This window comes from Acidovorax sp. Leaf78 (assembly GCF_001422735.1).
Taxonomy (GTDB): domain Bacteria; phylum Pseudomonadota; class Gammaproteobacteria; order Burkholderiales; family Burkholderiaceae_C; genus Acidovorax.
Genome location: NZ_LMLZ01000022.1, coordinates 68,194 through 82,235, shown reverse-complemented (window position 1 = coordinate 82,235; position 14,042 = coordinate 68,194). Strand labels below are relative to the sequence as shown.

The window sequence follows — 14,042 nt, the reverse complement described above, 5'->3', positions numbered from 1 at the left end:
CTGCAGTCTGCGCCGCCATACCTGCCACCTGATGGCAGGTATTTAGGCTATCTTTGCGGGGGGGGGGTTGCAGGTGGCCGCCTGCCCGCATTCCCGGTTCTCCCCACCCAGACCCAACATCCACCATGCGCGCCAGCCGCCTGTTGTCCCTTCAGATGCTGCTCGAAACCCAGGGCCGCATGAGCGCGACCGCGCTGGCCGATGCGCTGGAGATCTCGGTGCGCACGCTGTACCGCGATGTGGACCAACTCAGCGCAGCCGGCGTGCCCATCTACGCCGAGCGCGGGCGACACGGCGGGTTTGCGCTGCTGCCCGGCTGGAAGACCACGCTCACCGGGCTCACGCCGTCAGAGGCGCAGGCCGTATTCCTGAGTGGCCTGCCCGGCCCTGCGCAGCAGCTGGGGCTGGGCGACGAGGTGGAAGGCGCGCGGCTGAAGCTGCTGTCGTCGCTGCCCGCAGCCTGGCGCGAAGACGCCCAGCGCGTGAGCACGCGCCTGCACCTGGACCCGGTGGACTGGTACCGCGAGAGCGACCCCACGCCCCACCTGGCCACCGTGGCCGCCGCCGTGTGGAACGGCCACCAGATCACGATGCGTTACGAAAGCTGGGCCGACACCGTGCAGCGCACCGTGAGCCCGCTGGGCCTGGTGCTCAAGGCCGGGGTCTGGTACCTGGTGGCACTGCCGACCGGTGATGCGGCGGATGGCGTGGTGGGCAAGGCGGCGAAAGTGCGGAAGGCGGCCCAGGCCGCAGGCGCAGCCACCGCGGGCGCGCCGGCAGACCGCGGCCCGCGCACCTACCGCGTCTCCAACATCCTGGCGGCGCAGGCGCTCGATGCGCCGGTGCGCCGGCCCGCGAGGTTTGACCTGCCCGCGTACTGGGCGGCGTCGATCCAGCGCTTCGAATCCTCGCTCTACACCGGCAAAGCCGCGCTGCTGGCCACGCCGGCAGGGCTCAAGGGGCTGCGCATGCTCAGCAGCGCGGTGGCGCGGGCGGTGGCGGCAGCGCCTGCCTCACGCCGCCAGGACGGGCGGGTGGCGGTGACCGTGCCCATCGAATCGGTGGAGCACGCCTGCGGCCAGCTGCTGCGCCTGTCGCCCCAGGTCGAGGTGCTGCGGCCCGCCGCGCTGCGCCGTGCGGTGGTGGAGCGGGTGCGCAGCACGGCAACGCTCTACGGCCAGTCGGTCGATGGATGACGAGGCGCTATCAAATTGGTAGCTGGTAGCGCTTGATGGGTGCGCGGCAGGGGCCTCAAACGCTTCAAGCTCAGGCACCAAGGAGCGCTGGCGCGGCGTGCGCGTGCGTCAGCTGAACGCGGGTGTCCACGCGGAACACGGCCACGGACTCCACCAGCCCGTGGGTCTGCTGGTTCAGGGTGTGGGCGGCGGCGGCCATCTGCTCCACCAGCGCAGCGTTCTGCTGGGTGGACTGGTCCAGCTCGGCCACGGCGCTGCCGATCTGCGCGATGCCGGTGGACTGCTCGCGCGTGGCGGCGCTGATCTCGCCGATCAGGTCGGCCACGCGGTGGACTTCGCCCACGATCTCGGTCATGGCCGCGCCTGCGGTGTTGACCAGCGTCGAGCCGCTTTTCACCTTGGCAGCACTCGCCTCGATGAGCGACTTGATCTCCTTGGCGGCCTGCGCGCTACGCTGTGCGAGCGTGCGCACCTCGCTGGCCACCACGGCAAAGCCGCGGCCTTGTTCGCCCGCCCGCGCGGCCTCGACCGCAGCGTTCAGCGCCAGGATGTTGGTCTGGAACGCGATGCCGTCGATCACGCTGGTGATCTCTGCGATCTGCCGCGAGCTGGTGGCGATGTCGTTCATGGTGGTGACGACCTGGGCCACCACCGTGCCGCCGTTCTCAGCGGCGGCGCGTGCGACGGAGGCCAACTGGCTGGCCTGGTGCGCGGTGTCCGAGTTTTGCTGCACGGTGGCCGTCATTTCTTCCATCGACGACGCGCTCTGCTGCAGGCTGCGCGCCTGCTGCTCGGTGCGGTGGGACAGGTCGGTGTTGCCCGTGGCGATCTCGTGCGAGCCCGCCTCGATGGCGGTGGCCGCAGCGCGGACCTGACCCACGATGTGCGCCAGCGCAGACTGCATGCCGCCCAGCGAGGCCAGCACGCTGTCGGCAGGCGCCGCCGCGCCGCCAGGCACGGGGCCCAGGTCGCCCGATGCCACGCGGCGGGCCGCGGCGCTCAGCTCCACAGGGTCGGCACCCAGCGAGCGCATGAGGCTGCGGTTGATCAGCAGGGCCAGGCCCACGGCCGCACCGATGGCCACCAGCGCCAGTGCCACGAGCGCCAGGCGGTTGGTGCTGAAGTGCTCCGCGGCAACGCGGATTTCGGTCGCGCCCGATGTGGTGATGAGCTGCGTGTACTGCGACGTGGTGCCGATGAGCTGCTGCAGCAGCGGCTGGCACTGCGCATTCATCTTGAGCGTGGCTTCGTCCTTCTTGCCGGCCAGCGCCAGCGCCACGATGTCGAGCGCCACCGGGCCGTACTGGCTTTCGATGGCCTCCAGCCGCTGGAACAGCGCGCGCTCGCCGGGATCGACGTGCGTGCCGCGGGCCAGTGCCGCGCGCAGCTGGGACATCCCGTCCTGCACCCGCTCGTGCGCCGCCTTCACGGCGGCGGTTTCCATCGCGATGTCGGACGCACCGGTGAGCAGGATCAGGTTGCGCGCCGAGATCGCCCGTGCGCTGGCGGCGGCGTGCACATCGCGCGCCAAGCTGCCGCGGGTGAACTCGTTGCTGACGAAGCTCTGGAACTCCGCCTGCGCGGTCCCCAGGCTGCGCAGCGACAGGATGGACACACCGATCAACAAGGCGATCAGTACAAAAAATGCCATCGTCAATTTCTGGGTGACGGTTTTGCTGTGGAAGTTCATGGTGGTGCTCAAGGGGCGCTGCAACGGTCACATCGGCGTGCGGCTCCCGGGGGACGCACTCGCGGTTAGCGGCTTTGTGACCAATTGGTTTTGTTTGTGACTTTTGGTTTCAATATGTGAATTATTGGTACGCAGGCGGCGCGGCTGTGTAGGCGAACTTCGACAACCCAGTCTAAAAAGGGGGCATCGGGTGGCAATGGGGGGATGTGCAGGCCCCTTGAGCGGTCCCTGGCCGCAGTGAAGGGGCCGCCTCCAGGCAATGCGGGTCGGGGGGTGGGCTGCGCCGTGTGCGCCGCGGTCTACAGCCCGCGCTCGACCATGTCCAGCAGCTGCTGGCCCAGGGCGTGCAGCATCGGCTGCGGCGTGCCCCGCAGCGGGCCGTCGATGGCCAGCAGCGCCATGCCGTGCACGGTGGACCAGGCCAGGTACTCCGCGCCGGGGCGGCGCTCGGCGGGCAGCGCGCCTGCGGCCACCAGGTCATTGAGCGCCGCGCTCAGGTGCTCGAAAGGGTTGAGCCCTGTGGCGCCGCCCATGGCCGGGTCCGGGTCGTGCTGCACCGTGAAGCGCCCGCCGAACGCGGTGCGGAACAGCCCGGTCTCGGCGTGCGCAAACCGCATGTAGCCCGCGCCCACGGCGCGCACCCGGGCGTGGGCCTGCTCGGTGGGCGTGCCGGTGGCGGGCACCTGGGCCAGCTCGGCCTCCATGAAGCGCGCGGCCGAGGCCACGGCGGCGGCGCGCACGGCATCGAGCAGATCGTCGCGGTTGGCGAAATGCCGGTACGCCGCATTGGGTGCCACACCCGCGCGGCGCGTGGCCTCGCGCAGCACCACCGCGTCGGGGCCGCCCTGGCGTGCCAGCTCGATGCCGGCATCCAGCAGGGCGCGGCGCAGGTCGCCATGGCGGTAGGTGCTGCGTGCGGCCGGGGTGTTGCGGGTGCTTACGTTCATGGGTGGGGCAGATGTGGACACTGTCCATTATCTTTGCTATTGTTTGTGGACGGTGTTCACAATTGTGCGCCGATCATTTCACCCACAAAGGAGACCGCCATGAAAGTCGAGCCGTACCTGATGTTCGAAGGCCGCTGCGAAGAGGCCCTGGATTTCTACCGAAGCGCCCTGGGCGCCCAGGTGACCGCGCTCATGCGCTTCAAGGACCACCCGGAGTCCGCCGGCGGCCCGGGGTGTGCAGAGGGCGGGGGCCCGGGCCCCACGCCTGAGATGGTCATGCACGCCGCGTTCACCGTGGGCGACACGCAACTGATGGCATCGGACGGCATGGGCTCGGGCCAGCGCAACTTCCAGGGCATCTCGCTGGCCCTGAGCCCGGCGGACGAAGCCCAGGCCCGGCGGTACTTCGACGCACTGGCCGAGGGCGGCCAGGTGCAGATGCCGCTGGCCAAGACGTTCTTCTCCCAGGCCTTTGGCATGGTGGCGGACCGCTTCGGCGTGCCGTGGATGGTGGTGGCCCCCGAATGAGCGCGACGACCGCCCAGACCTACCAGGGAAGCTGCCACTGCGGCAAGGTGGCCTTCGAGGTGCACGGCACCATCGACAGCGGGCTGGCCTGCAATTGCAGCATGTGCGGCCGGCGCGGTTCGCTGCTGTGGTTTGTGCCGCGCGATGCGCTGACGCTCACCACCCCCGAATCGGATGCCGCCACCTACACCTTTCACAAGCATGTGATCCAGCACCGCTTTTGCGCCACCTGCGGCATCCATCCGTTTGGCGAAGGCGTGGACCCCCAGGGCCGCCGCGTCGCGGCGGTCAACCTGCGCTGTCTGCAAGGGCTGGACCTGGAGAGCGTGCCGGTGCACCACTACGACGGCCGCAAGGCCTGAGGCGACAGACAGAGACCCACCCCATGAGCGCCTGCGCCGCGCCGTCCCGCTGAACATGGAAGCTGCGCAGCGCTTGTGGATGACCCCCACCCCAAGGAGACCGACATGATGAAACCCGAACCCCACGCCATGCACCGCTGGCTGCAGCAACTGATGGGCGACTGGACCTGCACGTCCGACTGCGACATGGGCCCCGACCAGCCGGCCGAGCAGGGCACTGGCACCGAACACGTGCGCGCCCTGGGCGACCTCTGGGTGATCTTCGAAGGCACCGGCAGCATGCCTGGCGGTGGCGGCGAGGCGCGCATGCAGATGACGCTGGGCTACGACCCGGAGCAGAACGTGTTCCTGGGCACCTGGGTGGGGTCGATGATGACCCACATGTGGGTGTACCGCGGCACGCTGGACGCGGGCCAGAAGGTGCTCACGCTGGAAACCGAAGGCCCGAGCTTCAAGGGCGATGGCGCCACGGCGCGCTACCGCGACGTCATCACCCTTGTCGGCCCCCGTGAACGCACGCTCACCTCGTTCGGCCAGCAGCCGGACGGGAGCTGGAAGCAGTTCATGCAGGCGACGTACCGTCGCAAGTGATGGCAAGGCGGGCTCCGGTCCGCCGGGCCGGGTGAATACGGGATGAGACGCCCCAGGTGGGCAGTTCGAACAGTCAACCTCACAGGAGTCAGGATATGTCTTACATCGATGGTTTCGTGATCGCGGTCCCCACCGCCAACAAGCAGAAATTCATTGAGCACGCACGCCAGCTCGACCCGATATTCATCGAGCTCGGCGCTCTGCGTGTGATCGAAGGCTGGGGCGATGACGTCCCCGACGGCAAAGTCACCGATTTCCGCCGCGCGGTCCAGGCGACGGCCGAGGAGACGGTGGCCTTCTCGTGGATCGAATGGCCGGACAAAGCCACGCGCGATGCAGGCATGAAGAAGATGATGGAAGACCCGCGCATGGACCCCTCCACACCCGGCAACCCGCCCATGCCGTTTGATGGCAAACGCATGATCTTCGGCGGCTTCGTACCGGTGGTCGAGGTGAAGGCCTGAGCCGCTGTCGCAGTCGTGCCGCCCGGGCCCGGGCCATGGGACGAGAAGGGCGACCATCACGATGGCTGTCCTGATATCAAAACCATAGCTATCTGCGCTTGCCGGACAAGCGCTGGAGCCGAATTTTGTCAAATATCTCCGGCATGGCTGGGTGAGCCGCCAAGCCCCCACTGTCCCGCCCGGCGCACCGCACTGTCCTATCCGCCGCACTTCTGTTCAGGCACCATGGGCTCCATATTCGACAGGCAACCGTCCGATAGTGGCGGTGCACAACACGAGGAGCCCCCTGATGTCGTCGTCCACCCCTGCCACCACCCCCACGCTGGTCCCCATCATCAAGGCCCAGCTGCTGGGCCCGCAGTGGCCCACCATGGACCCGTTTCTTTTCTGCGCCCACCACGACGATGCCTACCCCGCGGGCAACGCCGCGTTTGGCCCCGCCGTGCCGGTGGAAGACCGCCAGATCGGCAGCGACTTCAGCGGCAAGGACGGCTGGAGCATGTACCACGGCGACACCGTGCCGGGCTTTCCCGGCCACCCGCACCGCGGCTTCGAGACGGTGACGCTGGTGCGCAAGGGCCTGATCGACCACTCCGACTCGCTGGGCGCGGCTGCGCGCTTTGGCGGCGGCGACGTGCAGTGGGTCACGGCCGGCAAGGGCATCGTGCATTCCGAGATGTTCCCGCTGCTCAACGCCACCGAGCCCAACCCGCTCGAACTGTTCCAGATCTGGCTGAACCTGCCCGCCAAAAACAAGATGGTGGACCCGCACTTCACCATGCTGTGGGACGAGCGCATTCCGCGCCTGGTGCACAACGACGCCGCCGGCCGCGCGACCACCGTCACCGTGGTGGCCGGTGCGCTGCCCGGCGCGCCCGACCCCCTGGCGCCGCCGCCCGAGTCCTGGGCCTCGCAGCCCGAGGGCGACGTTGCCATCTGGACGCTGCGCATGGACCCGGGCGCTGAATGGACCCTGCCCGCCGCGCAGGGCGAAGGCACGCAGCGCATGCTGTACTTCTTCGTCGGCGACAGCCTGCGCGTGGGCCCGCAGGACGTGGACCGCCACGCCGCGCTGCAGGTGCGCGCCACCGAGGACTGGCAACTGACCAACACCGGCCCCACCACCGTGGAATGCCTGGTGCTGCAGGGCCGCCCCATCGGCGAGCCCGTGGCGCAGTACGGCCCGTTCGTGATGAACACGCAGGCCGAGATCATGCAAGCCATGAACGACTACCGCCGCACCCAGTTCGGCGGCTGGCCCTGGGACGACCAGGACCCCGTGCACGGCACCGAGGCCCGCCGCTTTGCGCGGTACCCCGGCCAGACCGAGGAAGAGCGCCCTGCCGAGGCCGCTGCCGCAGCCCAGGCCTGATGAGATAGCCCGCTCCCGCCGCGTCAGTTGCCGGGAGCGGGGCCGAAACACCCCCGCCCCGTGGGGGCGCCGCCACTGCCCGGCAGGCGCCGGGCGGCTCGTGGACAATCCAGGGTTTCGATGCGCGCAGCGCTGCCAGGGGTTGGTGCCCGCTGGCCGACCGCTGCGCTGCGCCCTCTTTTTTAGACACCCAGACGAAAGCGCCAGCGAGCCATGACCACCATCACCAAAGACTCCGCCGTCACCATCACCTACAAGGTCACCACGCCCCAAGGCAAGCCGCTCGATGGCGGCAGCCTGGCCTACCTGCATGGCGGCTATGACAACATCTTCCCCAAGGTCGAAGCCGCACTGGAAGGCCAGGCCGTGGGCTTTGCCACCACGCTGCAACTGGCGGTGGAAGACGCCTTCGGCGTGCGCGACGAAGGCCTGGTGCGCACCATCCCCAAGAGCGAGTTCCCGCCCGGCGTGAAGGTCGGCGGCCAGCTGCAGGGCGTGGGCACCGACGGCCAGCCCGCGGTGTTCAACGTGGTCAAGATCAAGGGCCCCGAAGTCCACCTGGACGGCAACCACCCGCTGGCCGGGCAGGCGCTCACCTTCAGCTGCAAGGTCACCGCAGTGCGGGCCGCCAGCGCCGAAGAGATTGCGCACCGCCACGTGCACGGCGACCACGGCCACCAGCATTGAAAGCGGTCACCTGGCACCGCACCCACACCCACGCACCGAGCCGCACGACCCATGCGCCTGATCCGTCACTCCGAGCGGGCCTTTTCGCTGCAGGACTTCCTGTCGGCCGATGAATGCGCCCAGCTGGTCGAGCTGGCGGAGGCGGGCGGCTTCAGCGCAGCGGGCGTGCGCACCACCGGCGGCCCCAAGGCCATGCCCCTGGTGCGCAACAACGAGCGCGTGATGGTCGAGGCGCCCGGCTGGGTGGCGCTGCTGTGGCAGCGGCTCGGCCAGGTGGCCCTGCCCGCCGTGGGCACGCGGGTGGCGCAGGGGCTGCCCAAGGACCTGCGGTTCTACAAATACGCCCCCGGCCAGCGCTTCAAGATGCACAAGGACGGCCCGTGGATGGAGTCGGGGCTGACCAGCCAGCTCACGCTGCTGGTGTATCTGAACGACGACTTTTCCGGCGGCACCACGGATTTCCGCGAGTTCGCCGTGGCACCGCGCACGGGCAGCGCGCTGCTCTTTGTCCACGACACCTGGCACGAAGGCACCGCCGTCACCGAGGGCACCAAGTACGTGCTGCGCTCGGACGTGCTGTACGGCTGAGGCCTGGGGCGCCCGGCCCCGATCCCTCAGCGCCTGCCACCCGCACCACTGGCCCCGACGGCCCGGTTTCGGCTGCCGCAGCTTGCGCTGAAGTGCGGCGCGCGCTCCCCATTTCCTGTTGAAGGCGCCTGTGGTTTCAGCATCGCAGGGTGTGTGCCAGGGCCCGCCAGCACCCTCCGAAAACACGCCTGCCCATAGGCGCGCAGCGCTTGAAGAGTGCCTTTTTCAACGCTGAAAGAGCCTCCCGACGGCGTCACGGAACGTTCATATGCCCTGCCTATAACCACGTGCTGTGCGGGCTCCATGGCGGACTGGCCCCACCGCCACTTCACCATCCCTTTGATTCATGAACTCCCCATTCCCATCCCGCGTCCCCCCTGCGCGCCGCGCGCCCCTGGCGTCTGCTGCGCTCCTTTCCCTGCTGCTGCTCGGCGCGTGCGGCAGCTCCGGCGACGGCACGCCGGCCGCTGAACCCGGCCGCTGGACCACGGGCGACCTGCACGTCCACACGGTGCAGTCCGACGACTCGCGCACCACCCAGACGCTCGACTTTGTGCTGGGCAAGGCGTTCGGCACCTACCACCTGGACTGGATGTCGCTGAGCAACCACCTGCGCTCGTCCAAGTACGACCACGCTGCCAACCCCCTGCCGGCGCCCAAGGCCTTTGCCTACGGCATGGAGGCCTACGAGATGCCCCGCGTGGCCGCACTGCAGGCCGCGGGCACCTACGCCGACAAGACCATCTTCTCGGCCTTCGAGTGGGACATGCCCACGCGCGACCACGTCAACGTCGGCATCTTCGAAGGCAGCCCCACCTTCAAGACCTCGGCCAGCGCGGCCAAGGAGTTCCAGTACCGCTTCACCACGGGCGACGAGTCGCTGTTCGATGCGGCCGACGTCGCGCGGTGGAAGGCGCAGTCGCCCGAGCGCTACAACAAGACCGGCGAAGACGCGATGAAGGCCATCGCCTGGCTCAAAGACAAGCACCCGAACACCAGCTACGCCACCATCAACCACCCCTCGCGCAACCCCGGCAAATACACGATCGCCAACTTCCGCGAGATGCACGACCTGGCGCCCCGGATCGTCTTCGCGATCGAAGGCATGGTCGGCAACCAACTCGAACCCGACCGCGGCGGCTACACCTCGGCCTACATCGACGCCAACAAGCCCAACCGCACCTACGGCGGTGTCGACTACGTGGTGGCGCAGCTGGGCGGCACGTGGGATGCGCTGCTGGGCGAAGGCCGGCGCATCTGGAACATCGCCAACTCGGACTCGCACTTCGAGATCGACGCCAACAACAACAGCAGCGGCTACTACCCGGGCGAATACGCCAAGAACTACGTCTGGCAGACCAAGTCGCAGTCGCAGGCCGGCATCTCCGGCGTGGTGGACAGCCTGCGCGCGGGCCGCAGCTTCGGCGTGTTCGGCGACCTGATCAACGGCCTGGACTTCAACGCCACGGGCGCCGAAGGCACCGCCACCATGGGCCAGGACCTCAAGGCCACCAAGGGCGAGACCGTCACCGTGCGCATCCGCTTCAAGAGCCCGCCGGTCAACAACTACCAGCGCCCGGTCAGCAGCGGCAACCTAGGCAACATGACGCCCAAGGTGGACCACATCGACCTGATCGCAGGCGACGTGGGCCCCCGGGCACAGCCCGGGACGGCCGCCTACCAGCAGGCCGCCAACCCCAGCACCCGCGTCGTCAAGCGCTTTACCGCGGCGGACTGGACGCAGGAGAGCGACGGCTACTACGCCATGGAGATCACGCTGCCCGCTACCAAGAGCCAGTACTTCCGGCTGCGCGGCACCAACCTGGGCGAGAACGTCGCGGGCCTTACGCTGAAAGGCGAGCCGCTGGCCGACCAGCCCGTCAAGACCGCCGACGCGGCCACCCGGCACGACCAGATCAACGACCGGAACTACGGCAACCTGTGGTTCTACTCGAACCCGATTTTCGTGTCGGTGCGCTGAGGGCGTTGGGCAACGTTGTGGTGCTGGCCGCCATCCAGCGGGACTGCGGGCGTTGACAGTGGGCGTCCGAACCTTGCCAGGAGGTCCGGGCGCACAGCAGGGCTGTGACGCTCGGGTGCATAGCCCTGGCCCTGGCTGCCTGTAGGCGCCTTGCCCACGCCTCTGGCCCTTTTGCCCCACACGCCGCGGGCCCCGGCTTGGGTACGATGACTGCCGTGTTGCTTGCGCTGCCTCCAGAGTCCGCTCAGGCGCTGGCGCAGCCCCTGGCAGCTTCCATTGCTGGTCTTGATCGTCGAACTCATCGAACGCGAACCCCGCCACCCTTCACCGCCCGCCTGCCATGAGATCGCTCCGAAGCCAGCTGGTTTTCTTCTGGGTCCTGTTGTTCGCCATCTGCGCCACGCTGGCGGTGGTGATGGTGTCGGTCTACCGGGGCAGTGCCGGTGCCCAGCTGGCGGCCGGCCGCACGGCGGCCGAGCGCTCGTGCAGCGCCATCGCCGCACGCTATGCGCGGTCGGTGCCGCAGCCCGCGCCCGCGCAGCCGCAGATCGACCTGCTGCAGGTGCTGCTGCAGCTAGTGCTGATCGAGGTGCCGCATGTCGAGGGCGGCGTGTGGCAGGCCCAGGGCGGGTTCCTGGCGTATGCCTACCCCACCTACGAAGGCAGCGGCGTCAAGCGCGACGTGCCTGCGGCCGAGCAGCCGCTGATCCTGGAGATGGCCGAGCTGGCCGCCCGCACCCGCCAGCCCCAGACCGACGTGGTGCGCGGCAGCCGCGAGGCGCTCATCGTCACCGCCTGCCCGCTGGCCGCGCCGGGCAACGACCTGGCCGCCTGGACCATGACGCGCACCCATGCAGGCGCGCTGGCGGCCGAGAACAGCCTGCGCATCGGCCTGGCAGTGCTGCTGGTGGCCGTGCTGGCCTCGGGTGGTTGGCTGGGCCTGATCCTGCTGCGCGGCCTGCGGGCGGTGCAGCGGCTGGAGGCGCGCCTGGCCGCCGCCGAGGGTGACGCGGTGCCGGTGCTGGAGCCCACGGGCGTGCGCGAGATCGACCGCATCGTCGACGGCTTCAACCGCTACCGCCTGCGCTTTGAAGACACTCGCGCCCAGTTGCGCGCCGCAGCCCAGCAGCGCAGCCGCGACCAGCGCCTGGCCGCGCTGGGCCGCATGACCGGCGGCCTGGCCCACGAGATCCGCAACCCCATCGCCGCGATGCGCCTGAAGGCCGAGAACGCACTGGCCGCCGCGCCCGAGCGCCACCCGGCGGCGCTGCGCGCCATCCTCGGCCAGATCGAACGGCTGGAAGGCCTGGTGCAAAGCCTGCTCGCGCTGGTGCAGCCCTTGAACCTGGCCCCCCGGCGCATCGATCTGCCCGCCTGGCTGCAGGAGCGGCTCGATGCCGCCGCCCCCCGCGCCGCCGGGCGCGGCGTGGCGCTGGTGCTGCGGCCCGGCGCCCCCGCACAGGCCGAGTTCGACCCGCAGCACGTGGGCCGCGCCATCGACAACCTGCTCGACAACGCGGTGCGCCACGCGCAGCAGGGGGGCACGGTCACGCTGGGTGCCGTGGTGCAGCCTGCCGACCGCCTGGTGCTGCAGGTGGACGACGACGGCCCCGGCGTGCCCGAGGCGCTGCAGGCGCGGCTGTTCGAGCCCTTTGCCACCGGCCGCGCCGACGGCACCGGCCTGGGCCTGGCGCTGGCGCGCGAGGTGGCGCTGGCCCATGGCGGCGACCTGCACCATGTGGCGTTGGGCGGCGCCACCGCCACGGCCTCCACCGAAGCACCCGAAGCAATCGACGCCCCCGCAGCGCCTCACCACGACCCCGCAGGCGCCACGCCGCCTGCCGCCGCGCCGCCCCGCGGCACCCGCTTTGCACTGGAGCTTCCATGGCACGCCTCTTGATCGTCGACGACGACGACGCCTTCCGCGAAACCCTGGCCGAGACGCTGGAGGGCCTGGGCCACACGGTGGACCAGGCCGCCAGCGGCGATGCAGCGCTCGAAGGCATGCCGCGCCAGCGCTACGACGCCGTCTTTCTGGACCACCGCATGCCGGGCATGGACGGCCTGCAGACCCTGGCCGCATTGCAGGCCCGGCTGCCCCGCCTGCCGCCGGTCATCGTGCTGACGGCGTATGCCAGCGGCGCCAACACCATCGACGCGATGCGCCTGGGCGCCTTCGACCACCTGGCCAAGCCCATCGGCCGCGACGCGGTGATCGAGGTGCTGGCCCGCGCGCTGCGGCAGGAGACGGCGTCGCCCGACACGGCGCGGCAGCTCGCCCACGGCGCGGAGGACAGCCGCGATGGCAACGATGACGAGAACACCCTCGTCGGCCCCAGCCAGGCGATGCGCGAGGTGCACAAGCGCATCGGCCTGGCGGCGGCCAGCCACGTGCCGGTGCTGGTGCTGGGCGAGACCGGCACGGGCAAGGACATGGTGGCGCGGGCGCTGCACCGGCATTCGGACCGCGCCCACGCGCCCTTCGTCGCGATCAACTGCGCGGCCATTCCGCCCGAGCTGCTGGAGAGCGAGCTGTTCGGCCACGTGCGCGGCGCCTTCACCGGCGCCACAGGCGACCGGCCCGGGTGCTTTCGTGCGGCCGACGGCGGCGTGCTGCTGCTCGACGAGATCGGCGACATGGCGCTGCCGGTGCAGGCCAAGATCCTGCGCGTGCTGCAGGCGGGCGAGGTGACGCCGCTGGGCAGCCACCGCACGGTGAAGGTCGACGTGCGCGTGGTGGCTGCCACCCACCACGACCTGGCCGCGGCGGTGCGCGCGGGGCGCTTTCGCGAAGACCTGTACTACCGGCTCGACGTGCTGTCGATCCGCGTGCCGCCGCTGCGCGAGCGCCTGGCCGACATCGTGCCGCTGGCCGAGCATTTCCTGCGGCTGGCAGCGGGCCACGGCGTGCCCAAGGCGCTGTCTGCCGACGCGGCGCAGGCGCTGCTGCAGTACCGCTGGCCCGGCAATGTGCGCGAGCTGCGCAACCGCATGGAGCGCTGCCAGGCGCTGGTGCGCCACCCGGTGATCAGCGCGGCGGACGTGCAGGGCGACCTGGCACACGGCCCCGCGCCCACCGATGCCCATGCTGTGGGCGCGGAAGGCGCCGCCAGCGCATTGCCCGCCGACTGGTACGACACCGAGCTGCCCGTGGCGGTGGAACGGCTGGAGCGGCTGCTGATCGAGCAGGCCCTGCAGCGTGCCCAAGGCAACCGCGCCGAGGCCGCGCGGCGCCTGGGCATCCACCGGCAGCTGCTGTACCGCAAGCTGTCGCAGTACGGGCTGGAGTAGCGATGGCGATGAACGCTCCGCGCGCGCGGCCGGCAGCCTGCGCGCGCCACCAGTGCGGCTACAAGCTGTCGCCGTCACGCGCCCAGGTGTCTCATCCGCGGACACCGCCTGTCCGCATTGCATCCACGCCAACGTGCCTGGCAGCCCGGCCGCCCTGTACGGGGCGGCGTTCGTGCAGTGTCGAGCAGCGGGCACGGGTCTTGAGTGCCACACCACTTCCTGCGCGCTGCACGCACTGGCCATTGGGCTGGCACTGTGACCGGCCCATGCCTGCCTCTGTGTCCGCCGCCGTCGTTGCCGCTTTCGATGTCGCTGTCGCGTTCTCATCGCTCCGCGCGCCTCGTT

13 protein-coding genes are annotated in these 14,042 nt (G+C 69.9%); 11 read left to right on the top strand and 2 right to left on the bottom strand.

Annotated features, from left to right (window positions below; all coding sequences use genetic code 11):
* Window positions 1–125 precede the first annotated feature (125 nt).
* Window positions 126–1,196: a YafY family protein gene (locus tag ASF16_RS18985; RefSeq protein WP_056171038.1), complete on the top strand. Its 1,071-nt coding sequence runs from the start codon at window positions 126–128 to the stop codon at window positions 1,194–1,196.
* 70 nt (window positions 1,197–1,266) lie between these two features.
* Here ASF16_RS18985 and ASF16_RS27055 read toward each other — a convergent pair whose 3' ends face one another.
* Window positions 1,267–2,886, bottom strand: coding sequence for a methyl-accepting chemotaxis protein (locus tag ASF16_RS27055; protein ID WP_156372137.1), 1,620 nt, complete (start codon window positions 2,884–2,886; stop codon window positions 1,267–1,269).
* A 299-nt stretch (window positions 2,887–3,185) separates the two neighbouring features.
* The gene (locus tag ASF16_RS18975) at window positions 3,186–3,833 is read right to left on the bottom strand and encodes a TetR/AcrR family transcriptional regulator (RefSeq protein ID WP_056171033.1); all 648 of its coding nucleotides are present in this window, start codon (window positions 3,831–3,833) and stop codon (window positions 3,186–3,188) included.
* A 99-nt stretch (window positions 3,834–3,932) separates the two neighbouring features.
* Here ASF16_RS18975 and ASF16_RS18970 point away from each other — a divergent pair, with 99 nt between their 5' ends.
* The 10 genes from ASF16_RS18970 (at window position 3,933) to ASF16_RS18925 (ending at window position 13,697) form a co-directional block, all read left to right on the top strand.
* Complete coding sequence (locus ASF16_RS18970; protein ID WP_056171030.1) at window positions 3,933–4,361, top strand: VOC family protein; 429 nt, start codon at window positions 3,933–3,935, stop codon at window positions 4,359–4,361.
* Window positions 4,358–4,723, top strand: a complete 366-nt coding sequence (locus ASF16_RS18965; RefSeq protein WP_056171027.1) for a GFA family protein — start codon at window positions 4,358–4,360, stop codon at window positions 4,721–4,723. The genes ASF16_RS18970 and ASF16_RS18965 overlap by 4 nt, the downstream gene beginning before the upstream one ends.
* A gap of 105 nt (window positions 4,724–4,828) precedes the next feature.
* Window positions 4,829–5,314, top strand: coding sequence for a DUF1579 domain-containing protein (locus tag ASF16_RS18960; RefSeq protein WP_082517032.1), 486 nt, complete (start codon window positions 4,829–4,831; stop codon window positions 5,312–5,314).
* 95 nt (window positions 5,315–5,409) lie between these two features.
* Window positions 5,410–5,778: a DUF1428 domain-containing protein gene (locus ASF16_RS18955; RefSeq protein WP_056171024.1), complete on the top strand. Its 369-nt coding sequence runs from the start codon at window positions 5,410–5,412 to the stop codon at window positions 5,776–5,778.
* A gap of 289 nt (window positions 5,779–6,067) precedes the next feature.
* Window positions 6,068–7,150 (top strand): pirin family protein, encoded by a 1,083-nt coding sequence (locus tag ASF16_RS18950; RefSeq protein WP_056171019.1) that lies wholly within the window; start codon window positions 6,068–6,070, stop codon window positions 7,148–7,150.
* Between the two features lie 213 nt (window positions 7,151–7,363).
* The gene (locus ASF16_RS18945; protein ID WP_056171015.1) at window positions 7,364–7,837 is read left to right on the top strand and encodes a peptidylprolyl isomerase; all 474 of its coding nucleotides are present in this window, start codon (window positions 7,364–7,366) and stop codon (window positions 7,835–7,837) included.
* A 51-nt stretch (window positions 7,838–7,888) separates the two neighbouring features.
* A complete protein-coding gene (locus ASF16_RS18940; protein ID WP_235507439.1) occupies window positions 7,889–8,425 on the top strand; it encodes a 2OG-Fe(II) oxygenase in 537 nt (178 codons plus the stop codon).
* Window positions 8,426–8,771: 346 nt separating this feature from the next.
* Window positions 8,772–10,406, top strand: a complete 1,635-nt coding sequence (locus tag ASF16_RS18935; RefSeq protein WP_056171010.1) for a hypothetical protein — start codon at window positions 8,772–8,774, stop codon at window positions 10,404–10,406.
* Window positions 10,407–10,746: 340 nt separating this feature from the next.
* Window positions 10,747–12,306 (top strand): PAS domain-containing sensor histidine kinase, encoded by a 1,560-nt coding sequence (locus ASF16_RS18930; RefSeq protein ID WP_082517031.1) that lies wholly within the window; start codon window positions 10,747–10,749, stop codon window positions 12,304–12,306.
* Window positions 12,291–13,697: a sigma-54 dependent transcriptional regulator gene (locus tag ASF16_RS18925; protein WP_056171008.1), complete on the top strand. Its 1,407-nt coding sequence runs from the start codon at window positions 12,291–12,293 to the stop codon at window positions 13,695–13,697. The genes ASF16_RS18930 and ASF16_RS18925 overlap by 16 nt, the downstream gene beginning before the upstream one ends.
* Window positions 13,698–14,042: the final 345 nt, after the last annotated feature.